Raw genomic sequence first — 23,688 nt, 5'->3', positions numbered from 1 at the left:
GGACGCCCCCGGGCGCGCCCTTCGTGATCATGGACGGCACCCGGAGCGACGGGCGGATCCCCCGACCCGGCGAATATTCAGGGCGTAACCGACGGTCCACCTGCGGGGGTCGGCGACAGCGACAAACATGGTTAGCCTGAGAGACCAGTGAGATTCCTGCGGCAGACGAGGCTCGGCGCCGCGAACCCAACGGCGGGTCCAGCTGCTCTATACAGAGCTGCCGTCCGGCGACGAGGAGGAGGCCCGTGACACAACAGACCTGGGACGAGGTGGGCGGCCTGTTGCCGCACGACGAGTTCCGCGCCGCCAGCGAAGCCATCGTCTCGAACATCGAGCAGGTCATCGAGGGCAAGACCGCCACCGTGCGGCTCGCCCTGGCGGTGCTGCTCGCCGAGGGGCACCTGCTCATCGAGGACGTGCCGGGTGTCGGCAAGACGAAGCTCGCCAAGGCCATGGCCCGCTCGATCGACTGCTCGGTGCGCCGCATCCAGTTCACCCCGGACCTGCTGCCCAGCGACGTCACCGGCGTCAGCGTCTACAACCAGGAGACGCACGACTTCGAGTTCCGTCCCGGCGCGGTCTTCGCCAACCTGGTCGTCGGCGACGAGATCAACCGCGCCTCGCCGAAGACCCAGTCCGCGCTGCTGGAGTGCATGGAGGAGCGGCAGGTCACGGTCGACGGCGTCACCTACCAGCTCCAGACGCCGTTCATGGTCGTCGCCACCCAGAACCCGATCGAGATGGAGGGCACCTACCCCCTCCCCGAGGCGCAGCGCGACCGGTTCACCGCCCGCATCGCCATGGGCTACCCCGACCCCAACGCCGAGCTGGCCATGCTCGACGGTCACGGCGCCACCGACCCGCTGGACGAGCTGCAACCGGTCTCCGACGCCAACACGGTGCGGCAGCTCATCGCGCACGTCCGGCAGGTGCACGTCGCCGACGCCGTCAAGCAGTACGCGATCGACCTGGTCACCGCGACCCGGGAGGCCCCCGACCTGCGCCTCGGCGCCTCCCCGCGAGCCACCCTCCAGCTGCTGCGCACCGCCCGCGCGGTCGCCGCCCTAGAGGGGCGGGACTACGTCCTCCCCGACGACCTGCAGGCGCTGGCCGTGCCGGTGCTCGCGCACCGGATCATCCCGACCGCCGACGCCCAGCTGGCCCGGCGCACCACCGACGCGATCGTCTCCGAGCTGGTGCACCGGCTGCCGCTGCCGCACGACCGCAAGCGCTCCCCGTACGACACCCGACCCACGGGCGAGGGCAACGGCCGAGCCCCCTACGAGCCGCGGAGGCGGTGACGTGCGAGACGGGCTGCGAGGGCTGACGACCCGCGGCCGATCGTTCCTGGCGGCCGCGGTCGCGGCCGCGATCTCGGCCGGCATCCTCGGCGAGAAGGACCTGCTCCGGGTGGCCGTGCTGCTGGCCGTCCTGCCGCTGCTCGCCGCCGCCTACGTGGGGCGCAGCCGCTACAAGCTGGCCTGCAACCGGTCGCTGGACCCGCACCGCGCGCCCGTCGGGGCGAGTTCCCGGGTGGTGCTGCGGTTGCAGAACCTGTCCCGGCTGCCCACCGGCACCCTGCTGCTAGAGGACCGGCTGCCGTACGCGCTGGGCAGCCGGCCGCGGGTGGTGCTGGAGCGGCTCGGCGCCCACCAGGCCAGCTCGGTGGCGTACACGGTGCGGGCCGACGTGCGGGGTCGCTACGAGGTGGGCCCGCTGGTGGTCCGGATGACCGACCCGTTCGGGCTGTGCGAGCTCAGCCGCGCCTTCCCGAGCACGGACCACCTGACCGTCATCCCGCAGGTCACCCCGCTGCCCTCGGTACGCCTGCCCGGCGAGTACGCCGGCAGCGGCGACAGCCGGGCCCGCTCGGTCGCCGTGCACGGCGAGGACGACGCCGCCACCCGGGAGTACCGGATGGGCGACGACCTGCGCCGGGTGCACTGGAAGTCGACCGCCCGCACCGGCGAGCTGATGGTGCGCCGGGAGGAGCAGCCGTGGGAGAGCCGGGCGACCGTCGTGCTGGACACCCGTGCGTACGGCCACCGGGGCGACGGGCCGACGGCCTCCTTCGAGTGGGCGGTCTCCGCCGCCGCGAGCATCGCGGTGCACCTGCGGCAGGCCGGCTACAAGCTGCGCCTGGTCACCGGCTCGGGAGCCGACGTCGACGCCTCCGAGGCCGCCGGCGACGGGCTGCTCCTCGACCAGCTCGCCGAGGTCGGGCTCGACAAGAACGTCGAGCTCACCACGCTGGTGCAGCGGGTCCGGCAGCGGGCGGACGGCGGCCTGATCATCGGCCTGTTCGGCTCGCTGGGCACGGCCGAGGCCGAGCTGCTGGCCGGGCTGCGGGGCAACGGCGCGACCTGCGTCGGTTTCCTGCTCGACAGCTCCACCTGGCTCAACCTGCCCGCCAAGGCGCGGGCCGAGGCCGACCACGCGCACAGCGCCGCCGCCCTCGCCCTGCTGCAGAGCGGCTGGCGGGTGATCGGGGTCGACCACGGCGCCCGGTTGCCGGCGTTGTGGCCGCAGGCGGCCCGCGGTTCGCAGGGCTTCGCCCTGCGGGCGGCGATGGCCGAGACGGTGGCCGGCGGCGTGCGATGAACGGAAGGGGCCCCTCATGATCGCCCACCGGAACCTCGGCTTCGTGGCCGCCGCGGCGACGCTGCTCGCCGCGGCGCCGCTGTCGGCCATCTTCGAACGCTGGACGTGGCTGATCCAGGCCACCATCGCGGTGGCCGTGGTCGCGGCCGCGGCCGCGCTCGCCCGGTTGGCACGGGTGCCGCTCTGGGGGCAGGTGCTCGGCATGCTGGCCGGCCTGACGCTGGCCCTGACCTGGCTCTTCCCCGGCGGCACGGAGTTGCTCGCCTTCCTGCCCACGCCGGCGACCTTCGCGCACTTCGGCGACCTGTTCAGCGGGTCGCTGGAGGACATGCGCTCCTACGGCGTCGAGGTGCCCGACACCGATCCGCTGCTGTTCATCACCGTGCTGGGGATCGGCGGCGTGGCGGTGGTGGTCGACGTGCTCGCCGTCGGGCTGCGCCGGCCGGCGCTGGCCGGCCTTCCCATGCTGGCCATCTACTCCGTGCCCGTCGCGGTCTACGTCGACAGCATCCCGCCGGTGCCGTTCGTCGTCGGCGCCGCCGGCTACCTCTGGCTGCTGGTGACCGACAACGTCGACCGGGTCCGCCGGTTCGGCCGGCGGTTCACCGGCGACGGCCGCGACGTCGACGTCTGGGAGTCCTCGCCGCTGGCCGCCGCCGGCCGACGGCTCGCGGTGGTCGGCGTGGCGCTGGCCGTGGCGCTGCCGCTGGCCGTGCCGGGGATGACCGGCGGGCTGCTCGACACCCTGACCTCCGGCTCCGGCGCCGGCAACGGCAGCGGGCGCCCCGGGCAGGGCGGGGCCCCGGGCCGGATCGACCTGTTCGCGGCGCTGAGCGGGCAGCTCAACCAGTCCGAGGTGGCCGACCTGGTCAAGGTCACCACCAACGAACCCAGCCCGTTCTACCTGCGCTTCGGCGTCGCCGACGAGCTCAAGTCGAGCGGCTTCGACGTGGGCAACCCCCGGGGCCGCTCCGTCGAGAACCTGCCCACACCGTCCGGCGGGGGCGTCGAACAGCGGACGTACCGGGCCACCGTCGAGGTCACGAAGAACCTCACCATGCCGCTGCTGCCGGTCTACACCGACCCGGTGCGCACCGAGGACCTGAACGGCAACTGGTTGTACGACCCGAACCTGCAGGTGATCTTCTCCAACCGCGACAACTCCCGCGGCAAGCGCTACGCGTTCGACTACGTGCGCTCGACGTACACCCCCGAGGCGCTGCGGCGGGCGCGACCGCTGCCGTCGGACCACCCGGTGCGGCGCGCGCACCCGGCGCCACCGCCGATTTCCGAGGTGGAGGAGCTGGTCCGCACCCTGGTGGCGGACAAGGACACCGAGTACGACAAGGTCCGCGGGATCTACGACTACTTCTCCGCCGACAACGGCTTCACGTACTCGCTGAGCACCAAGGGCGGCATCAGCGGCCAGGAGATCGTCGACTTCCTCAACAACAAGGTCGGCTTCTGCCAGCAGTACGCCGCCTCGATGGCGTGGCTGGTCCGGGCCGCCGGGATCCCGGCCCGGGTGGCGTTCGGGTTCACCAATGGCAGCAACTCCAGCGGCGGCACCTACACGCTGACCAACCGGAACCTGCACGCCTGGACGGAGGTCTACTTCAACGGCGTCGGCTGGGTGCCGTTCGACGCGACCCCCGCGATCGGCGTGCCGGGCTCGACCCGGTCGGCCTGGGCCCCCGACATCGACGCCACCGAGGACGACGCGCCGGCCCCGGGCCCGTCGGCCCCTGTCGGCGAGAGCGACCCGTCGGCGGGCCCGGCGGGCCCCGAGGGCCCCGAGGAGGACCCCGACACCGGCCTGGCCATCGGCGCGGCGGCCCCGGCCGAGCAGGCCCCCGTCTGGCCCTGGTACGCGGCCGGCGCGGTGCTCCTCCTGCTGGCCCTGCTCGCCCTGCCGGCGCTGCGCCGGCTGGCCCTGCGGAGGCGGCGCAGCGGCCCGGCGACGCCGGCCCCGACCGCCGTACGGGCGAGGGAGGCCGGCGACGCGCCCACCGACGGGCAGCGCATGGTGGTCCTGGTGGACGCCGAGCGGGCCCGGGCGGACGCGCACGCCGCCTGGGACGAGCTGCTCGACACGCTGGTGGACTACCGGGTGCGGGTGGACCGGACGGAGACGCCGCGGGCCACGGCCGACCGGCTGTCCCGGGAGGCGCTGGCCGCCGACGCCGAGGCCACCACGGCGGTACGGCTGCTCGGCCGCGCCGAGGAGCGCGCCCGCTACGCGCGCGACCCGCTCACCGGCGAGCACCTCCCGCCGGCCCTGCGCACCATCCGTGGCGCGCTCGCCGCGCGGGCCGACCGGCGTACCCGCCTGGTGGCGGCGGTGCTGCCGCCCTCGGTGCTGCTGCGCTGGCGACTGGCCACGGCCGACGCGTCGTCCCGGCTGCTGGCGGCGGGCGCGCGCGCCCGCTCCCGACTGCTGCGCTGGAGCCCGCGCCGCCTGCTGGCCGACCGCATGGCCCGCTGACCCGCACGGCCCCACTCGGACGGGCCGGCAGCGGCGACCTCGCCGCTCCCGGCCCGTTCCCGAACGTCGGAGGGTGCCCGGGCGGGCCCAGGGGCGCGCGGAAACGCCTCAGGTCGCCGGGCGCGCCGGCGACGCGGTTCGTCGTCGCGGTGGGGTGACCCGCCTCAGCGGCGGGCCGGGCTCAGCGGTGCCCCTCCGGGCGCTGCCGCCACCGGTCCTCCATCCGGTCGAGGATCGAGGGCCGCCGACCCGTACGACCGCGGGGGCGGCGACGACTCGTCGTGCCTCCCACGACGTGCAGGTCAGGTGACTGCGCCCGACGATGCGACTGCACCGCGAACGCGGCCGAGGCCAGCATGACGACAAAACCCGCCACTGCCAGCGGCGGAGTCTTGATCACCGCGCCATAGACCAACAGGGCCAGCCCAGCGATGATCACGCCGGCAGCGACGAGCAGGCGACGCCGCGCGTGGAAACGCGGATCGCTGGCGCGCACGGCCGAGGCGAATTTGGGGTCCTCGGCAAGCGACCGCTCGATCTGCTCGAACAGCCGCTGCTCGTGCTCCGAGAGCGGCACGGCACTCCTCCCCGGTCACGTGGGTCGGCCCGGTCGGGCCGACAGACCGTGGCAGCCAACCGGCTGCTTACCCGCAAGTCTACGAGGGCCCTCGCGCGTCGGAAAGCGGGACGACCTACGGCCGGGGTGGATTTTCATTTCGTCGCCCGTCCCGGACCCCGAGCAGACTGGCCGGACCTATGACGGACCGCCCGAAACGGGCAGCCGCGGCGTCGGCGGCAGCTTCCGCCTCCCGCCAGCCCCGTTCGGGCGCGCCGAGGGCGAGCTGCCGCGGGGTCTCCTGCGCCGGGGCGAGGCCCTCGACCCGGACGCCGACCAGGCGGATGCGCTCGCCCGGGTCGAGGGCGGCGTAGAGCGCCCAGACCGTGTCGAAGATCTCCCGGGCGACGTCGGTCGGCACACCCGACGTGCGCGACCGGTTGACGGTGCGGAAGTCGGCCAGCCGCACCTTCAGCGAGACCGTCCGCCCGACCTGCCCGGCCCGGCGCAGCCGGGCGCCCACCTTCTCGGCGAGGGCGAGCAGCGCCCGGCGGATCTCCAGGGGATCGGCCACGTCGGCGTCGAAGGTCACCTCCGCGCCGATCGACTTCTCGACCTGCTCGGGGCTGACCCGGCGCGGGTCCCGCCCCCAGGCCAGCTCGTGCAGGTGCGTCGCGGACGCCTCGCCGAGCGCCTTGCGCAGCATGCCGACCGGCGCCTCGGCGAGGTCGCCGATGGTGGCCAGGCCGAGCCGACGCAGCGTCTCGGCGGACCGTTCCCCCACCCCCCACAGCGCCGACACCGGCAGCGGGTGCAGGAAGTCGAGCACCCGGGCGGCCGGGACGACGAGCAGCCCGTCGGGCTTGGCGCGGGTCGAGCCGAGCTTGGCCACGAACTTGCTCGGCGCGACCCCTACCGAACAGGTCAGCCCCTGCTCCCCGGCGACGCGCTCGCGGATCCGCCGGGCGATGGCGGCCGGGGAGCCGAAGAGCCGCCGGGCCCCGGCCACGTCGAGGAACGCCTCGTCGAGCGAGAGCGGCTCCACCAGCGGGGTGACGTCCCGGAAGATCTGCATGACCGCCCGGGAGGCCGCCGAGTACTGCGCGAAGTCCGGCGGGAGGTAGACCGCGTGCGGGCAGAGCGCGCGGGCCCGCGCGGTGGGCATGGCGCTGCGGACGCCGTAGCGCCGGGCCTCGTAGCTGGCGGAGCTGACCACCCCGCGCGGGCCGACCCCGCCGACCACGACGGCCCGGCCGCGCAGTTCCGGCCGGCGGCGGACCTCGACCGAGGCGAAGAACGCGTCCATGTCGACGTGCAGGATCGGGCAGCCGGAGTCGTCGGCGTCCGGCCCGAACCGGGGATCGCCGCCCCGGGGCAACGACTGGCTGCGACCCATCCCCGCAGGTTAGCGGGCACCTCCGACATGCCGTCCGGACGGCCGGCGGCGCGGTGCGTCGCCGGCCGTCCGGGCGGCCCGTGCCGTCAGCCCCGGTCGGCGGACGGGGTTCCCGGGGGTACGCGCCGCAGGGCGACGGCGCTGACGAGCGCCCCGACGAGCAGGATCGCCGCGCCGACGACCGCGGTGGCCGTGAACCCGTCGGTGAAGGCGGCGAAGGCCCGGTCGCGCAGCACCCCGGCCACCTCGGCCGGGACCTGGCCGGCCACGGCGAGGGCGCCGCCGACCGTGTCGGTCGCGGTGTGGACCAGGTCGTCGCCGAGCCCGGCCGGCACCTCGGTGTCCATCCGGGCCCGGTAGATGCCGGCGGAGATGCTGCCCAGCACGGCGATGCCGAGCGCGCCACCGAACTCCGTGCTCGTCTCGGAGATCGCCGAGGCGGCCCCCGCCCGCTCGGGCGGCGCCGTGGTGAGGACGAGCGAGGTCGCCAGGGTGCTGGTCATCCCGACGCCGAGGGTGAGCAGCCCGTAGCTCGCGATCAGCCACCAGACCGGCGCGTCGACCCGCATGGTGCTGACGAGCAGGAAGCCGCCGGCGGCGACGACGAGCCCCGCGGCGACGAGGATCGCGGGCCGGGTCCTCGGGGCGAGCGCGGACGCGAGGGCGACGCCGACGACGCTGCCCACGATGGTCGGGAGCATCCAGAGCGCGGCGTCGAACGGGCTGAGGCCGAGCACCGTCTGGAGGAACGTGACCGCGAGCAGGCCCATGCCCGCGCTCGCGAAGGCGATCGCCGTGTTCGCGCCGATGGCGGCGGAGAAGGAGCTGGCGGCGAAGAGCCGCACGTCGATCATCGGGTGCTCGCTGCGGCGCTGCCGACGGACGAAGAGGGCGCCCACGGCGAGACCGACGAGGAGGGTCACCAGCGACAGCGGATCGGGGCCCTCCTCGGCGACACGCTTGACGGCGTAGATGACCGGCAGCACCGCCCCCAGGGAGAGCAGGGAGCTGAGCGGGTCGAACCGGCCCGGGTGCGGGTCCTTCGACTCGCGCAGCAGGAACGGCCCGACGGCGAGCAGCAGGAGCATGACGGGGACGTTGATGACGAACACGGAGCCCCACCAGAACCGCTCCAGCAGGAAGCCGCCGACGATCGGGCCGATCGCGATGCCGCCGGTGAAGCCGGCCGTCCAGACCCCGACCGCGGTACGCCGCTGGTCCTCGTCGGCGAACATGCCGCGGATGAGGGAGAGCGTCGACGGCGCGAGGGTGGCCCCGCCCAGGCCGAGCAGGGCCCGGGCGGCGATGAGCAACTCCGGGGTGGTGGCGAACGCGGCCAGGAGGGACGCCGCGCCGAACGCGGCGGCGCCGACGAGCAGGAGCCGGCGGCGCCCGACGCGGTCGCCGAGGCTGCCCATGGTCACCAGCAGACCGGCCATCACGAAGCCGTAGATGTCCATGATCCACAGGTACTGGCCGGTACTCGGTTCGAGTTCGGCGCTGATCCAGGGTGCGGCCATGAACAGGACGGAGAGGTCCATGGAGGCGAGGAGGGCGGGGATCACGAGGGCGACGAGGCCGAGCCACTCGCGACCACGGGCACGGGAAGGAACAGGGGTGGTCACGCAGCGAACCGTACAGGCGTACAAGACATTTGTACAAGACGCTTGTACAAGACGGACGTTCAAGAGGCCACTACACTGCCGGCATGGGACAGCGAGAGGAACTGCTGGCGGGGGCGAAGCGGTGCCTGGTGGAGAAGGGCTACGCCCACACCACGGCCCGCGACATCGTGGCGGTGACCGGTGCCCACCTCGGCTCCATCGGCTACCACTTCGGCAGCAAGGACGCCCTGCTGAACGCCGCCATCCTGGAGACGTTCGACGCCTGGGGGGACGCGATCGCCGCGGCCGTCGTGGCCGAACCCGGCGGCGCACCGCTGGAGCGCCTCCGCCGGTTCCTCCACGGGGTGTTCGAGATGGCGCGCGAGCAGCGGGAGGTCCTGGTGGCGAGCGTGCAGGCGTACGCCCAGGCGGAGTTCGCACCCGAGGTGCGTGACCAGCTCGCGGCCGGCTACGCCGCCAGCCGGCAGGAGCTCGCCGCGCTGACGCTCGACGTGGCGCCGGCGGAGATCTCGCCGGAGCAGGCGCGCCGCTACGGTTCGCTCGCCCTGGCGCTCATCAACGGCGCCATGCTCCAGTGGCTGCTCGATCCCGCGTCGGCGCCCACCGCCGACGACCTCGTGCGGGCGATCGAGGGGCTCTCCGGGCGCGGGCGGTGACGGCGGCAGGCCCCGTCCGCGCCTGACCGCGCCGTCCCGGCGGGCGTTCCGCTCCGCGAGACGCCGCCCACCGGCGGGACGGCCGGCCGCCCGGCCGTCAGCCGCGTACGACCAGCAGCGGGATGGTCATCTCGGCCGCGGTGTCCGCCCCGTGGTACGCGACCAGCCGCGACACCATCGGCGGCTCGGACCGGGAGGCCGTCACCGCGTACGTGGCGTTGCAGACGACCACCACGTCGCCGATGCGGAGCAGGTGCTCCTCCGGCACCGGGCCGAACCAGCCGGAGGCCACCACCTCCTCGCGGGTGCGGACCCGGGCCGCGGGGCCGAGCACCGCCGTCCAGGCGGCCACGACGTCGTCCCGGGCCCCGGGCGTGACGTGCAGGTAGCGGACCCGGGGCTCGCCGGCGACCACCGCCACCCCGGCGCGCAGCCGGGGATCGGTGTCCAGGTCGACGCGGTGCCCGGCCGGCACGTCGAGCTGGCCGTGGTCGGCGGTGACCAGCAGCGCGGCGTCGGGCGGCAACCCGTCGACGAGCCGGGTGAGCAGCCGGTCCACCTCCGCCGCGGCGATCCGCCAGGGCGCCGAGTCGACGCCGCTGAGGTGGCCGTGCCGGTCCAGGTCCGGGTGGTAGCCGGAGACCAGGGTGGGCCCCGGCCCGGCGGCCAGGGCGGTGAGCATCCGCGCGGCGAGCGCGTCGACGCCGGCCGCGCCGCGGTAGTCGCCGCCCCGGTTGGCGGCCACCGTCAGCCCGCTGCCGCCGAACTCCGGCCGGCTCACCACCGTCACCGCGACGCCGGCCGCCCGGGCCCGTTCGAGCTGGGTGCGGACGGGCTGCCAGCGCCGCGGCTCCGGGTCGGCCGCCCACTCGATGTGGTTGAGCACCCGGTCGGTGCCCGGCACCCGCAGGGTGAAGCCGAGCACGCCGTGCGCCCCGGGCGCGGCACCGGTGCCCAGCGTCACCAGGCTGGTCGGCGTGGTGGACGGGAAGCCGGAGGTCAGCGGCCGGCCCACGGTCGCGGCGAGCCCGGCCAGGGCCGGCGCGTACGGCGCGGCGGTCGGGATCTGGTGCCAGCCGAGGCCGTCCACCAGCAGCACCGCCACCCGGCGCACCCCGGCCAGCGCGACGCCCAGCCCGAGCGGGTCGGTGGCGCCGGGCACGCCGAGCACGGCGAGCGCGCTGGGCAGCACGTCGGCGAGGCTGCCGCCGCCGTAGCGCGGCCCGACGATCTCCAGCGGGTCGGTCACGGGCGCCGGGCGAACAGGTGCAACTGTGCGGCGAGGTCCCGCCAGGGGGCCCGCGCGGCGAGCGCCCGCTCCAGCTCCACCAGGGCGGCCGGCTGACCGTCCGCGACGGCGGCCGGGAGGAGGTCGGCGAGCACGCGTACGCCGTGGATCTCCTCGACCACGAGCCCGGCGGCGCCGAGCAGCGCGGCGGCGGTCTCGGCGTCGTAGCGCCGGCGCAGCGTGTCCCGGGCGCCCGCGGTGCCGGCCGGGTCGGCGGCCAGCGCGGCGGCGACGTCCAGGTGCCCGTTCATCGCCCGGCCGAGCACCGCGGCGGCCCGGCCGGCGACCAGCACGCTCGCGGCGCCGCCCGGGCGCAGCACGGCGGCCAGCGCGGCCACCACCGGCGCCGGATCGTCGACCACCTCCAGGACCGCGTGGCAGAGCACCAGGTCGGCGCTGCCCGGCTCGACCAGCCCGGCGAGCGCGTCGCCGTCGCCCTGCACGGCGCGGACCCGCTCGGCGACGCCGGCCTCGGCGGCCCGGCGGGTCAGCGCGGCGAGCGCGTCGGGACTGGCGTCGACCACGGTCACCCGGTGCCCGGCCTGGGCGAGCGGGACGGCGAAGCCGCCGGTGCCGCCGCCGACGTCGAGCACGGTCAGCGCGGCGTCGCCACGGCGCTCCAGCTCGGCGCGCAGCACCGACCAGATCACGGCGGTACGGGGGGTCAGTGGCGGCCCGGCGAGCCGGCCTGGGGTCTGCTCCACCCGGTCGAGCCTAGTCACCCGGTCCAGCCCCGACGGGGACCGCCCGGGGCGGCGGTCAGGACTCGCCGGTGGCGCCGTCCTCCTCGGCCCGCGACCGCAGGGCGTTGGCCACCGGGCCCTCGGTGATCTCGTACTCGCGCGGTTCGGTGTGGTGCGCCGGGGTCCAGCCGGCGTTGAGCCGGGTCCGCCGGGAGTTGGCCACTCCGCCGTTGTATCCGTGATTCCCCGTCATCGGTTCATTCCCCCTCGTGCCACGCGGGCCGCTCTGCCCGCGCGAGCAGGAGTCTCCCGCCATCGGCGGCGAAAAACCGTAATGTGGATCACTGTCGTCAACGGAAATCGCGCGATGCCGGGCTGACCGGCGGCTCGATGGGGTCCAGCCGGTCGGCGGTGAGGTTGGTGACTCCCTCGTGCCGCTGCAACCGGCCGCGCACCACCAGCGCCGCGCTGGTGCGGGCGACTCGACGGTAACGCTGCCAGAGCCCCGGGGAGCAAGTGACATTGAGCATCCCCGTCTCGTCCTCCAGGTTGAGGAAGGTGACCCCGCCGGCGGTCGCGGGGCGCTGCCGGTGGGTGACGATCCCGCCGACCCGGATCCGCCGACCCGGCTCCACCCGGCCGAGCCGGGCGATCGGCACCGCGCCGAGGGCGTCGAGCTGCGGGCGGATGAAGCGGGCCGGGTGGCTCTCCGGCGACAGCCCGGTCGCCCACACGTCGGCGACCAGCCGGTCCACCGCCTCCATGCCGGGCAGGGTGGGCGCGGCCGCGCCGGTCACCGTGCCGGGCAGGCGGCCCGGCCGGTCCTGGGCCGCCGCGCCGGCCGCCCAGAGGGCCTGCCGCCGGGACAGCCCGAAACAGGCGAAGGCGTCCGCGGTGGCCAGCGCCTCCAGCTGCGCGGCGGTGAGACCCACGCGCCGGGCCAGGTCCGCCATGTCGCGGTACGGCCCGTGCGCCGTCCGCTCCGTCTCGATCCGCTCGGCCACCTCGTCGCCGAGGGTACGCACGGCGGAGAGCCCGAGCCGGACGGCCGGGCCGCCCAGCCCCCAGGCGTGCGGCGGCTCCCCCGGCGCGCTGCCCCAGCGGGTCTGCGGGGTGGACTCCAGCACCGCCCTGGCGCCGCTGGCGTTGACGTCCGGCCGGCGGACCTCGACGCCGTGCCGGCGGGCGTCGTCGACCAGGGTCTGCGGGGAGTAGAAGCCCATCGGCTGGGCGTTGAGCAGCGCGGCCAGGAACGGGCCCGGGTGGTAGCGCTTGAGCCAGGAGCTGGCGTAGACCAGGTAGGCGAAGCTCATCGCGTGGCTCTCCGGGAAGCCGTAGCTGGCGAACGCGGTGAGCTTGCGGTAGACGTCGTCGGCCAGCTCGCCGGTGATGCCCCGCTCGGCCATCCCGGCGTAGAGCCGGTCGGCGATCTGCGCCATCCGCTCCACCGAGCGCTTGGACCCCATCGCCCGGCGCAGCTGGTCGGCCCCGGCCGCGTCGAAGCCGGCCAGGTCGATCGCGAGCTGCATGAGCTGCTCCTGGAACAGCGGCACGCCGAGGGTCTTCTCCAGCGCGTTGCGCATCAGCGGGTGCGGGAAGGTCACCGGCTCCTGACCGTTCTTGCGCCGGATGTACGGGTGCACCGAGCCACCCTGGATCGGGCCGGGCCGGATCAGCGCCACCTCGACCACCAGGTCGTAGAACTCGCGGGGCTTCAGCCGGGGCAGGGTGGCCATCTGGGCGCGGCTCTCCACCTGGAACACCCCGACGGAGTCGGCCCGGCAGAGCATGTCGTAGACCTCCGGGTCGTCCAGCGTCATGTCGCCCAGGTCGAGGGTCATCCCGATCATGTCGTAGCCGTAGTGCAGCGCGGAGAGCATGCCGAGCCCGAGCAGGTCGAACTTCACCAGGCCGACGGCGGCGCAGTCGTCCTTGTCCCACTGGAGCACGCTGCGGCCCGGCATCCGCCCCCACTCCACCGGGCAGACCTCGATCACCGGCCGGTCGCAGATCACCATGCCGCCGGAGTGGATGCCCAGGTGCCGGGGGAAGGTCTGGAGCTCGTTCGCGTACGCGACCACCTGCTCGGGGATGTCCTCGACGTCCACCGACGCGACCGCGCCCCACCGGTCGCTCTGCTTGCTCCAGGCGTCCTGCTGGCCGGGCGAGAAGCCGAACGCCTTGGCCACGTCCCGCACCGCCGAGCGGGGCCGGTAGGAGATGACGTTGGCGACCTGGGCGGTGTGCTCCCGGCCGTACCGGGCGTAGACGTGCTGGATGACCTCCTCCCGGCGGTCGGACTCGATGTCCACGTCGATGTCGGGCGGGCCGTCGCGCTCCGGGGCGAGGAACCGCTCGAAGAGCAGCCGGTGCCGGACCGCGTCCACGTTGGTGATCCGCAACGCGTAGCAGACCGCCGAGTTGGCCGCCGAGCCCCGGCCCTGGCAGTAGATGTCCTGCTCGCGGCAGAACGCGACGATGTCGTAGACCACCAGGAAGTAACCGGGGAAACCCAGCTCCTCGATCATGTTCAGCTCGTGGTCGAGCTGCGCGTACGCCCTCGGGTGCGCCTCCCGGGGGCCGTAGCGCTCCCGCGCCCCCCGCTCGGTCAGGTGGCGCAGCCAGCTCATCTCGGTGTGCCCCGGCGGCACCGGGTACGCCGGCAGCCGTGGCGCGACGAGCTGGAGGTCGAAGGCGAGCTCGGCCCCGAACTCGGCGGCCCGGGCCACCGACCCCGGGTACGCGGCGAACCGGGCCGCCATCTCCGCACCGCTGCGCAGGTGGGCGGTGCCGGCCGCGGGCAGCCACCCGTCGATCTCGTCCAGGCTGCGCCGGGCCCGTACGGCGGCGACGGTGGTGGCCAGCCGGCGGCGGCCCGGGGTGGCGTAGTGCACGTTGTTGGTGGCCACCGTGGGCAGGCCGGCCGCCGCCGCCAGCTCGGCGAGCGCGTCGTTGCGGTCGGCGTCGACCGGGTGCCCGTGGTCGGTCAGCTCCACCGCCACCGTCTCCGCGCCGAAGAGGGTGGTCAGCCGGTCCAGCTCGCGGGCCGCCGCGTCCACCCCCTCGGTGAGCAGCGCCGCCGGCACGTGCCCCTTGCGGCAGCCGGTGAGCACCAGCACGTGGTCGCGCAGCTCCGCGGCGACCTCCTCCAGCTCGCCGTAGACCGGGCGGCCCTTCTCGCCGCCGCGCAGCTGGGCGCGGGCGATGGTCGAGGCGAGCCGGGCGTACCCCTCGTGGCCGTGGGCCAGGAGCAGCAGGTGCCGCCCGAGCGGGTCGGGCTCGCCGTTCTGTGGGCCGGGCAGGTCCAGGGAGAGCTCGGCGCCGAAGATCGTCGGCAGGTGCAGCGCGCGGGCCGCCTCGGCGAAGCGCACCACCCCGTAGAAGCCGTCGTGGTCGGTGACGGCGAGCGCGGTGAGCCCCAGCCGGGCGGCCTCCTCGGCCAGCTCCTCGGGGTGGCTGGCGCCGTCGAGGAAGCTGAAGTTGGTGTGGGCGTGCAGTTCGGCGTACGGCACCACGCCGTCGGGGCGGGTCAGCTCCGGCGGCTGGTAGTGCTCCCGCTTGCGGCTCCAGACGGGAGAGTCGCCGCCGTCGGCGTCCACGGCCAGCGGGTCGACCACGTGCAGGTGCCGCTCGTCACGCGACCGGCCGCCCTGCCCGCCGGCCCGGGGTTTCCGGCCGGAGAGCACGCGTTCCAGCTCCGACCAGGGCAGCTTCGGGTTGTGGAAGCTCATCGGGGCCCCGCCGGGTCGACGTCGCGTCGCCGCCGCTCGGCGGCGACGCCCGAAGTCGGCCGGGCGCCCGCAGTCGGCCGGGCGCCCTCAGTCATAGATCGCCTCCACCAGCCAGTGCCCGGCCTCCACCGCGAGCAGCAGGGCCGTGCCGTCGGCCAGGCAGACCTGGAACCGGGCCCGGCGGCGGGCCTCGGCCGGCGCCCACCAGCGCTCGTCGACCGGCCACGGGCCGGCCCAGCCGACGATCTCGGCCGGCCGCGCGGTGCCCACGGTCAGCCGGGCCGGCGCGGCGCTGACCTGGAGCCGCGCGCTGACCACGACCGGCTCGCCGGCGGCGTCGTGCACGGCCGCGGCGAGCGGGTCGGGCAGCACCACCGCCGGCGCGGGCGGCGGCAGCCGGCCCGGCCACGGCGGTTCGCCCGACCGCGCCGACGGGCGGCCCGACAGCGGCGACCGGTCCGGCGGCGGCGACAGCCGGTCCGGCAGGGGCGACTGACCCGGCCGGTCCGACGGCCCGGCCGGCAGGGGCGGTGGGCCGGGGCGGGCCGGCAGGCGTTCGTCCCCCCACGGCACCAGGCGCACCTGGTCGGCGGGCGAACGGCCGCCGCCGAGCACCGCGGTGACCACGGCCTCGGGGCCGAGGATGCCCTGCACCCTGCTCAGGGCCCGGTGCGCCCGCTCCCGCTCCTCGCCGGCCTCCCCCCACAGGCCGGGTTGCAGGCCGGCCTGGGCGATCACCCCGTCGGGGACCAACCGCAGCCGGATGATGCCCGCCGTCGGCCGGGCCGGGCGGGCGGCGCCCCGGCCGACGCCACCGGACAGCCAGCCGTCGAGCTGCCAGCGCACCCGGTCCGCGATGGCGGCCGAGCTGAGCAGCCCGTCGTGCCGCCAGACCCGGTGCAGCTCCTGGCCGTGCGCGGTGACTGCCTCGATGCCGAGGCGGGTGCAGGCCAGCCCGTGCGCGGCGAGCCGGTCGTGCAGCCGCTCGGCCAGCGCCCGGGCGGCGAAGGCCGCCGTGTCGACCCGGTCGAGCGGCTCGTCGTGGTCGGCGGTGACCGCGAGGTCGGCCGGGGGCTGCCGGACGGCGAGCGGACGGTGGTCCCGCCCGGCGGCCAGCCGGTGGGCGAGCGCGCCGTCGAAGCCGAACCGGGCCAGCACGTCGCCGGCGGGCAGCGCGGCGAAGTCACCCAGGGTGCGTACGCCGAGCCGGCGCAGCAGGTCGGTCAGGGCCGGCCGGCCGAGCGCCTCGACCGGCAGGTCGGCGAGGAACCGCGGTGTCGCGCCGGGCGGGACGACCTGCCCGGCGCGGGCGGCCAGCCCGGCGGCGAAGACCCCGTCGGCGATGCCGACCTGGCTCTCCACCGCGCACGCCTGGGCGACGTGCTCGACGATCCGCTCGGCGGCCGCCTCCTCTCCCCCCAGGTAGCGGCTCGGCCCCCGGGCCGCCACCGCACACGCGCCGGGACGCACCACCTCGACGCCCGCGACCAGCTCCTCGACCGCGGCGACCACCGGCTCGAACGCCCGGGCGTCCCGCCCCGGGTCGTACTCGACGACGGTGAGCTGCGGGCAGCGCCCCTGCGCCTCCCGTTTGCGCAGCCCCCGGCGCACCCCCTCGGCGCGCGCCCGCTCCGAGCAGGCGACCACCCGGTTGGCGTGCAGCACGGCGACCGGGCCGGTGGCGGGCACCCCGTCGACGATCTCGGCGGCGAGCACCGGCCAGTCCGGGCACCAGAGCAGCAGGGTCCGCACCGGCGCACCGGTCATGCCGGACCGACCAGGGTGAGCGGGCCGCGCCGGGAGGTGTCGGCGGACGCGGCGGCCGGCGGGGCCGACGCGGTGGCCGACGTGGCGGACACGGTGGCCGACGAGGCGGACACGGCCGACGAGGCGGACACGGCCGACGAGGCGGACACGGCCGACGTGGCGGGCACGGTGGACGCGGCGACCGGGCGGAGCCGGCCGGCGGCCGACCGGCCGGTGACGGACCCGGCGGCAGGGCCGGGGGCGGAGCGGGGAATGACCCGGGTGAGCCCGTCCCCGGGCAGCCACATCTTGATCTCCTTGGGGCGGGCGGCGGCCCCGCGCCCACGCGCCGAGACGGTGACCTCGCGGCGGCGCAGCCGGCCCCGGCCCGTCCCGAGCCCCTCCCATGCTCCCCGGACCACCTGGAGGGTCACGTCCGCGCCGTCCCACCGCCCGTACGGGACGAGGACGCTGCCCCGTTGCCGGGCCCGGGCGGCCAGCCGGTTGGCGACCGAGGCGGAGACCGTCGCCGGCACGGCGGTGACCACGACGTCCACCCCGTCGATCAGCGCGGCGATGACGGTGGCCCACTCCGGGCCCGGGTGGGGCACCAGGGCGAGCCGGTCCAGGGCGATGCCGAGCTCGGCGGCCGCGCCCGCCCCGAACGTCGGCACCCCCACCACGGCGCACCACGAACCGGCCCGGGACGCCTCGGCGAGCAGCGCCAGGACCAGCGAGGCGCCGCCGCTGCGCCGGGGTTGGCCGGTGGCGACCGCGATCGTGCTGCCGCGCCGCAGCCCCCGGTTGGGCAGCAGCCCGGTCAGCTCCGGGGCCACCGGCAGCACCCGGTGACCGCCCGCCGGATCCGGCGCGCTCGCCGGACGTACCAGAGCGGCCAGTGCGGCGGAACCGACCACCATCCGGCCCGCCATCGGACCTACCCCCCGTCGTGCTGTCGATCGGATGTACGCGTGGCGCCCGGGCCGCCCGGCTCCCCCCGCCGGACGGCCCGGGCGCCACGGATCAGGCGGCGAGGCCGTCGAGCGCCGGTTGGTGGGCCACGCCGAGCGCGGCCTCCACCACCGCGACGAACTGTTCGGCGGCGCGCAGCAGGTCGTCGGCCTCCCGGGCGGTCACGACCCGCGGGATGCCGGCCTCGGCGGCGGCGCGCTTGCCGGCGCCGAGGGCGAAGAACCGGGCCCACTCGTCGAGCTCGGGGGCGACACCGGAGAGCAGGACCCAGACGCTGGTGATCCGGTTGCGCCGGGCCGGGGCGGGACGCGCCCGGGCGGCGAGCAGGGCCGCCGCCGCGCGCAGCGCGGCTAGGTGGGCGGCCGCGTAGCGGAGGCCGTCGGGGCGGGTCTGGGCGGCCTCGGCCAGCCCGTGGCGGGCCACCGCGAGAAGCTGGGCGGGGGTGCGGTGCGGCAGCACGTGCGCCGGCACCGTCGGTGCCTGAGCCGGGTTGGTCGGCATGGACTGTCTCCTCCACGTGGCCGAGCCGCCCCTGAGGGCGGAGCTGGTCCGCCGGCGGGACGCCGGGTCGAGTGGTGCGGAGGAAGACGCACCGGATGGGGGCCGGCCGGGTGTGGACGCTTCCCCACACCACACCCGGCCGGCACAACCGGCGGGTTCGTCGCCCGCCGCCCGGGGGTCGTGGGCGGCGGGCGACGCTCCTGCCTGACGGGCCGGGCTCGCGACTGCCCGGGACCCAGGTGCGGCCCGCGGAGCCGCACCGCCCGGGACCGGCGCCGCGAAACACCGCCCCGGGCTGTTTGGAACGGGCGTTCGAGGCAATCGAACACTCGTTCTAACTGCTGCTGACAGTACACCCTCCCCCCGACGAAAATGCAACGTGGCGGGGCAACCGAGGATCCGGGGCACGCCGGCCCGAGCGGCGCACCGGCGGGCGGTGCGACCGACGTAACGACCGGTGGTCCTTACGGCCCTGACGAGGGCGGCGGTAGCCTCCGCTCGTGACAACCCCCCGCCCCGCCCTCGGGGTCGCCATGGTGCTCGGCTCGGGAGCGCTGTTCGCCGTCAACGGCACGGTCTCCAAGCTGGTGCTCCGCGCCGGCCTGGACGCACCGCAGCTCACCCTGCTGCGCGCCGTCGGCGCCGTCACCGGGCTGCTGGCCCTGAGCCTGCTGCTGCGCCCGGGGGCGCGCCGGCTCCGGGTCAGCCCCCGCCAACTGCCGCTGCTGATCGGGTACGGGCTGACCGGCTTCTTCGCCGTGCCGATGCTCTACTTCGTCGCCATCTCCCGGCTGCCGGTCGGGATCGGGCTGCTGTTCGAGTACACCGCCCCGCTGCTGGTCGCCCTCTGGGCCCGGTTCGGCCAGCGCCACCGCGTACGCCCGCGGCTCTGGGCCGGCCTGGCGCTGAGCCTGCTCGGCCTCGGTTGTGTGGCCGAGGTGTGGGGCGAGCTGAAGCTGGACGGCCTCGGCGTGCTCGCCGGTCTCGGCGCCGCGGTCTTCCTCGCCGGCTACTACGTGCTCGGCTCGCACGGCGTGGCGCGACGGGACACGCTGTCGCTGTGCACCTGGGCCTTCGGCGCCTCCGCCGTGGCGGGCCTGCTCACCCGCGCCGTCACCGTGGGCGCCGGCGGCTGGGAGCCGCTGACCGCCGACACCGACCGGGGCGTGCCGGTGGCGCTGCTCTGCGGGTACGTGGTGGTGCTCGGCTCGATCGTGCCGTACCTGCTGGTCGCCGGGGCGATGCGGCACCTCCCGGCGACCAGCGTCGGGATCGTCGGCATGGTCGAGCCGGTGATCGCCTCGGCGGTCGCCTGGGTCGTCCTCGGCGCCGGCGAGGCGCTCAACACCGCCCAGCTCGCCGGCGGGCTCCTGGTGCTGGTCGGCGTCGCGCTGGCCGAGACGGCCCGGGTCGCCGCGCCCCGGGCCACCGCACCGCCCACACCGTCCGCGCCGCACGCCGTCGCAGTCCCCCACTGAGCCGACCGGAGCGGCCGGCCCGCGACGCCGTGCCGGCCGCGCCCCCGCGAAGGGAGTCGGCGTGGCCGGGTGAGCCGGCGGCGGGCGTACCGGGAAGAATGGCGGCATGCAGCCACACCCGAACGTACGGGCGGTTCAGGACGTGCTCGACGCCGCTGGCGCGCGGGACGGGTCCGGCGCGCCGAGCGCCGTCCGCCTGCTGCCCGACGCGGTCCACACCGCCGCGGCCGCCGCCGAGTCGCTCGGCGTCGGGGTCGGCCAGATCGCCAACTCGCTCGTCTTCGAGGCGGACGGCGCGCCGCTGCTGGTGCTCACCTCCGGCGCGCACCGGGTGGACACCGCCGGCCTGGCCGCGTCCGTCGGGATCACCCGGCTGCGCCGGGCCACCCCGGACTTCGTCCGCGCGCACACCGGGCAGGTGATCGGCGGGGTCGCCCCGGTCGGCCACCCGCGCCCACTGCGCACCCTGGTCGACACCGCCCTCGAGCGGTACGACGAGGTCTGGGCGGCCGGCGGCGTCCCGCAGGCGGTCTTCCCCACCACGTACCGGGAACTGCTGCGGGTCACCGGCGGCACGCCGGCCGAGGTGGCGTGAGCGAGCGGAGCGAGCGAACCATCGGGCTCAGCAGCGGTGCCGACGGCGTGGACGGCGCCCCGGGGCTGGTCACCCTGCACGTGTGGCGCATCTCCCGCGCCGCGCTGCCCCGGGCGCTGACCCGGATGGCGGTCGACCCCCGCCGGCTACGCGCGCTGCCCGGCGTGCGGTTCGGCAAGCTGCTCGGCACCGGGACCGGCACCGGCTTCGGGCCCGGCGACGCCGACCTGACCCGGTGGGCGGCGCTGACCGTGTGGGACTCCCCCGCCGCGTCCGCCCGCTTCGACGACTCGCCGGTGGGGCGCGCCTGGGCGCGGCTCTCCCGCGCGGCCGTCCGGGTCGACCTGCGCCCGCTGAGCAGCCGGGGCGAGTGGTCGGGCCGCCGGCCGTTCGGCGAGCCGCCCGGCGGCCGGGTCACCGGCCCGGTGCTGGCCCTGACCCGGGCCCGGCTGCGCCCCCGGCGGGCGGTCACCTTCTGGCGGGCGATCCCCCCGGTGGCCGCCGCGTTGCACGCCGCGCCCGGCCTGCTGGCCCGGTTCGGCGTCGGCGAGGCCCCGCTGGGCTGGCAGGGCACGGTGAGCGTGTGGCGTGACCCGGCGGACCTCGTGGCGTTCGCGTACCGTCACCCGGAGCACCGCGCCGCGATCATGCGGACCCCCACCGAGGGGTGGTACGCGGAGGAGCTCTTCGCACGGTTCGAGGTGCGCGACGTGGTCGGTGACCGGGCGGTGCTGGGGTGGGTCGCGGACGGCGGCCCGGGAGCGGTGGAGGGTGCAGGGTCATGAGGTTGGTGCGGTGGACACCGGACGATCTCGTCCGACGGCTGGACGACGTGGTGGCCGTCTACGGCGAGGCCATGGGGTACCGCACCGACCTGCTGGAGGCGCGGCGCGGCTACATCGCCACCCACGTACGCCGGCCCGGCTTCCGCGCCGTCGCCAGTCTGACCAGCGAGGGTCACCTGGCCGGCTTCGGCTACGGCTACCTCGGCGCCCCCGGGCAGTGGTGGCACGACCAGGTGTGGCGGGCGCTGCACACCCCGGCCCGGCAGCGCTGGCTGACCGACTGCTTCGAGGTGGTGGAGCTGCACGTCCGGCCGCCCGCGCAGGGGCACGGCCTGGGCGCGGGGCAGCTGCGGGCCCTGCTCACCCTGGCGGAGGGGACGACCACCCTGCTCTCCACGCCCGAGGCCGACGAGCAGCGGTCCCGGGCCTGGCGGCTGTACCGCCGGTTCGGCTTCGTCGACGTCCTGCGCCACTTCCGCTTCCCCGGCGACGAGCGCCCGTTCGGCGTGCTCGGCCGGGACCTGCCGCTGGAGCCGCCGGCGCCCGATCGGCCCGGCCGAGCCGGTCGGGCCGCGCCGTGACCCGGCGGCTGCCCTGGACGCTGCTGGCCGTACTGGTGCTGGCGCAGATCTGCTACCCGCTGACCACCGGGGAGACCCGGGCCCGGCTGACCGTCGCCACCGTCGTGCTCGGCTACCTGCTCTCGGTCGGCCACGCGCTGCTCAGCCGGGGCCCGCGTACGGCGGCGGCGCTGGTCGCGGTGGCCACCGTCGGTGGATTCGCCATCGAGGCGCTCGGCGTGGCCACCGGCTTCCCGTTCGGCAGCTACGACTACTCCGGCGAGCTGGGGCCGAAGCTGGCCGGAGTGCCGCTGATCATCCCGCTGGCCTGGACGTGGATGGCCTGGCCGGCCTGGCTGGCCGCCACCCGGCTGACCGGCGGCGACGCCGGAGGCCTGCCAGGGCGCCGGGGTGACGCCGGGGGCCGACCGGGACGCCGGGGCGGCCGGTTCCCCGTCCGGCGGATCGCGCTGGCCGCCGTCGGGCTGGCCGCCTGGGACCTCTTCCTCGACCCGCAGATGGTGGCCGAGGGCTACTGGGTCTGGCGGGACGCCACCCCCGCGCTGCCCGGCCTGCCCGGCATCCCGGTGAGCAACTACCTGGGCTGGCTGCTCTTCGCCGTGCTGATGATGGGCGCGCTGCGCCCGCTGGCCGGGCCCGCCGTCGCCGGCACCGACGGGCGGGACCACCCGATGTTCGCGCTCTGGCTGTGGACGTACTTCTCCAGCGTGCTGGCCCACGCGGTCTTCCTCGACCTGCCCGCCTCGGCGCTGTGGGGCGCGGCCGGCATGTCGGTGGCCGCCGTGCCGCTGGCGGTGACGCTGGTCCGCTCCCGCCGCGACGACCGGATTCAGCCCCGCCAGCCGCAGCGCCCCGGCGTCGACGCGACGGCATGACCGCCGTCCTCGCGCTGCTGCTCGGCGTCGCCGCGTTGACCGCACACACCCTGGTCAACGCCGGCCGCTGGCTGCGCCGCCCGACCGACCGGCCGGCGCCGGTCACCGAGCCCGTGGCGGTGCTGCTGCCGCTGCGCGACGAGGCCGGGCGGGTCGCCCCCTGCCTGCGCGCGCTGCTCGCCCAGCGGGGCGTGCCGGCGCTGCGCGTCGTGGCGCTCGACGACGGGTCGACCGACGGCACGGCGGAGGTGGTCCGCGCGGTGGCCGGCGACGATCCCCGGGTCACCCTGCTCGACGGGGCCGCCCCGCCGCCGGGCTGGCTGGGCAAGCCGCACGCCTGCTGGCAGTTGGCCGCCCGCGCCGATCCCACGGCGACCGTCCTGGTCTTCGTCGACGCCGACGTGGTGCTCGCCCCGGACGCGGTCGCGGCGGCGGTCACCGAGCTGCGCGCCGCGCGGGTGACGCTGCTGTCTCCGTACCCCCGGATCCTGGTGGCGACGGCGGCCGACCGGCTGGTCCAGCCGCTGCTGCAGTGGCTGTGGCTGACCTTCCTGCCGCTGCGGGCGATGGAGCGCTCGCCGCGGCCGTCGCTGGCCGCCGCAGGCGGGCAGTTCCTGGTGGTGGACCGGGCGGGCTACGACGCGGCCGGAGGGCACGCCGCCGTCGCGGACAGGATCCTGGAGGACATCGAGCTGGCACGCGCGGTCAAGCGGGCCGGCGGCCGGATCGCCCTCGCCGACGGTTCCCGGCTGGCCGCCTGCCGCATGTACGAGGACTGGCCGCAGCTGCGCGACGGCTACACGAAGTCGCTCTGGGCGACCTTCGGCCACCCGGGGGCCGCCGCCGCGGTGGTGACCCTGCTGCTCCTGCTCTACACCGCTCCCCCGCTGCTGGCGGCGGGCGCCCTGGCCGCCGGCACGCCGGCGGTGGCCGCCGCGGCGCTGGTCGCCTACCTGCTCGGGGTGGCCGGACGGGTGGTCAGCGCCCGGGCGACCGGCGGGCGGTGGTGGCCCGACGCGCTGGCACACCCCGTGTCGGTCGTGGTCCTCGGCTGGCTGACCCTGCGGTCGTACCATCTGCGGAAGCGGCGACGCCTGTCCTGGCGCGGCCGCCCCGTCACCTAGGGAGGCGCGG

At 76.2% G+C, this 23,688-nt stretch carries 19 protein-coding genes and 1 pseudogene; 10 read left to right on the top strand and 10 right to left on the bottom strand.

The window, feature by feature from the left end; translation table 11 throughout:
- The first annotated feature begins 245 nt into the window (after positions 1 to 245).
- Genes ABZ793_RS03910 through ABZ793_RS03900 form a run of 3 tightly spaced genes read left to right on the top strand, consistent with a single transcriptional unit; the run spans position 246 to position 5,086 of the window.
- On the top strand, positions 246 to 1,301 hold the full coding sequence (locus ABZ793_RS03910) for a MoxR family ATPase (RefSeq protein ID WP_357451415.1): 1,056 nt from the start codon (positions 246 to 248) through the stop codon (positions 1,299 to 1,301).
- Between the two features lies 1 nt (position 1,302).
- Complete coding sequence (locus ABZ793_RS03905) at positions 1,303 to 2,601, top strand: DUF58 domain-containing protein (RefSeq protein WP_357451412.1); 1,299 nt, start codon at positions 1,303 to 1,305, stop codon at positions 2,599 to 2,601.
- Positions 2,602 to 2,617: 16 nt separating this feature from the next.
- On the top strand, positions 2,618 to 5,086 hold the full coding sequence (locus ABZ793_RS03900) for a transglutaminaseTgpA domain-containing protein (protein ID WP_357451409.1): 2,469 nt from the start codon (positions 2,618 to 2,620) through the stop codon (positions 5,084 to 5,086).
- Between the two features lie 181 nt (positions 5,087 to 5,267).
- Here the strand turns inward: ABZ793_RS03900 and ABZ793_RS03895 are convergent, their stop codons facing one another.
- The 3 genes from ABZ793_RS03895 to ABZ793_RS03885 form a co-directional block, all read right to left on the bottom strand.
- The gene (locus ABZ793_RS03895; protein ID WP_350685819.1) at positions 5,268 to 5,663 is read right to left on the bottom strand and encodes a DUF3040 domain-containing protein; all 396 of its coding nucleotides are present in this window, start codon (positions 5,661 to 5,663) and stop codon (positions 5,268 to 5,270) included.
- 115 nt (positions 5,664 to 5,778) lie between these two features.
- Positions 5,779 to 7,038, bottom strand: coding sequence for a DNA polymerase IV (locus ABZ793_RS03890; RefSeq protein WP_357451406.1), 1,260 nt, complete (start codon positions 7,036 to 7,038; stop codon positions 5,779 to 5,781).
- 86 nt (positions 7,039 to 7,124) lie between these two features.
- On the bottom strand, positions 7,125 to 8,663 hold the full coding sequence (locus ABZ793_RS03885) for an MFS transporter (protein ID WP_357451403.1): 1,539 nt from the start codon (positions 8,661 to 8,663) through the stop codon (positions 7,125 to 7,127).
- 83 nt (positions 8,664 to 8,746) lie between these two features.
- On the opposite strand from ABZ793_RS03885, the gene ABZ793_RS03880 reads away from it, so the two are divergent.
- Positions 8,747 to 9,319, top strand: coding sequence for a TetR/AcrR family transcriptional regulator (locus tag ABZ793_RS03880; protein WP_357451400.1), 573 nt, complete (start codon positions 8,747 to 8,749; stop codon positions 9,317 to 9,319).
- Between the two features lie 97 nt (positions 9,320 to 9,416).
- On the opposite strand, the gene ABZ793_RS03875 is transcribed toward ABZ793_RS03880, so the two are convergent.
- The 7 genes and pseudogenes from ABZ793_RS03875 to ABZ793_RS03845 all read right to left on the bottom strand — a co-directional run bounded on the left by ABZ793_RS03875 (position 9,417) and on the right by ABZ793_RS03845 (position 18,240).
- A complete protein-coding gene (locus ABZ793_RS03875) occupies positions 9,417 to 10,568 on the bottom strand; it encodes a nucleotide pyrophosphatase/phosphodiesterase family protein (RefSeq protein WP_357451397.1) in 1,152 nt (383 codons plus the stop codon).
- Positions 10,565 to 11,329, bottom strand: coding sequence for a methyltransferase domain-containing protein (locus ABZ793_RS03870; protein ID WP_357451394.1), 765 nt, complete (start codon positions 11,327 to 11,329; stop codon positions 10,565 to 10,567). The genes ABZ793_RS03875 and ABZ793_RS03870 overlap by 4 nt, the downstream gene beginning before the upstream one ends.
- 37 nt (positions 11,330 to 11,366) lie before the next feature.
- On the bottom strand, positions 11,367 to 11,543 hold the full coding sequence (locus ABZ793_RS03865; RefSeq protein WP_357451391.1) for a hypothetical protein: 177 nt from the start codon (positions 11,541 to 11,543) through the stop codon (positions 11,367 to 11,369).
- A 97-nt stretch (positions 11,544 to 11,640) separates the two neighbouring features.
- Positions 11,641 to 15,021, bottom strand: coding sequence for an error-prone DNA polymerase (locus ABZ793_RS03860; protein WP_357451388.1), 3,381 nt, complete (start codon positions 15,019 to 15,021; stop codon positions 11,641 to 11,643).
- Positions 15,022 to 15,108: 87 nt separating this feature from the next.
- A complete protein-coding gene (locus ABZ793_RS03855) occupies positions 15,109 to 16,788 on the bottom strand; it encodes a DNA polymerase Y family protein (protein ID WP_357451385.1) in 1,680 nt (559 codons plus the stop codon).
- Positions 16,789 to 16,967: 179 nt separating this feature from the next.
- Positions 16,968 to 17,699, bottom strand: a pseudogene (locus ABZ793_RS03850) (hypothetical protein); the annotation flags it as partial.
- 91 nt (positions 17,700 to 17,790) lie between these two features.
- The gene (locus ABZ793_RS03845; RefSeq protein WP_350712116.1) at positions 17,791 to 18,240 is read right to left on the bottom strand and encodes an SAV_6107 family HEPN domain-containing protein; all 450 of its coding nucleotides are present in this window, start codon (positions 18,238 to 18,240) and stop codon (positions 17,791 to 17,793) included.
- A 500-nt stretch (positions 18,241 to 18,740) separates the two neighbouring features.
- On the opposite strand from ABZ793_RS03845, the gene ABZ793_RS03840 reads away from it, so the two are divergent.
- The 6 genes from ABZ793_RS03840 (at position 18,741) to ABZ793_RS03815 (ending at position 23,678) form a co-directional block, all read left to right on the top strand.
- Positions 18,741 to 19,718: an EamA family transporter gene (locus ABZ793_RS03840; RefSeq protein WP_357451381.1), complete on the top strand. Its 978-nt coding sequence runs from the start codon at positions 18,741 to 18,743 to the stop codon at positions 19,716 to 19,718.
- A 106-nt stretch (positions 19,719 to 19,824) separates the two neighbouring features.
- Positions 19,825 to 20,313 carry a YbaK/EbsC family protein gene (locus ABZ793_RS03835; protein ID WP_357451378.1) on the top strand — a complete coding sequence of 163 codons (489 nt, stop codon included), beginning with the start codon at positions 19,825 to 19,827 and terminating at the stop codon, positions 20,311 to 20,313.
- A gap of 20 nt (positions 20,314 to 20,333) precedes the next feature.
- A complete protein-coding gene (locus tag ABZ793_RS03830; RefSeq protein ID WP_357451509.1) occupies positions 20,334 to 21,098 on the top strand; it encodes a monooxygenase in 765 nt (254 codons plus the stop codon).
- A complete protein-coding gene (locus ABZ793_RS03825) occupies positions 21,095 to 21,679 on the top strand; it encodes a GNAT family N-acetyltransferase (RefSeq protein ID WP_357451375.1) in 585 nt (194 codons plus the stop codon). The genes ABZ793_RS03830 and ABZ793_RS03825 overlap by 4 nt, the downstream gene beginning before the upstream one ends.
- A complete protein-coding gene (locus ABZ793_RS03820; protein WP_357451372.1) occupies positions 21,676 to 22,554 on the top strand; it encodes a carotenoid biosynthesis protein in 879 nt (292 codons plus the stop codon). Before ABZ793_RS03825 ends, ABZ793_RS03820 begins: the two co-directional genes overlap by 4 nt.
- A complete protein-coding gene (locus tag ABZ793_RS03815) occupies positions 22,551 to 23,678 on the top strand; it encodes a glycosyltransferase family 2 protein (RefSeq protein ID WP_357451369.1) in 1,128 nt (375 codons plus the stop codon). The genes ABZ793_RS03820 and ABZ793_RS03815 overlap by 4 nt, the downstream gene beginning before the upstream one ends.
- Positions 23,679 to 23,688: the final 10 nt, after the last annotated feature.

It is taken from the genome of Micromonospora sp. NPDC047465 (assembly GCF_040643125.1).
Classification (GTDB): domain Bacteria; phylum Actinomycetota; class Actinomycetes; order Mycobacteriales; family Micromonosporaceae; genus Micromonospora.
The sequence above is the reverse complement of the archived record's forward strand: the minus strand, read 5'-3'. Positions and strand labels throughout refer to the sequence as shown.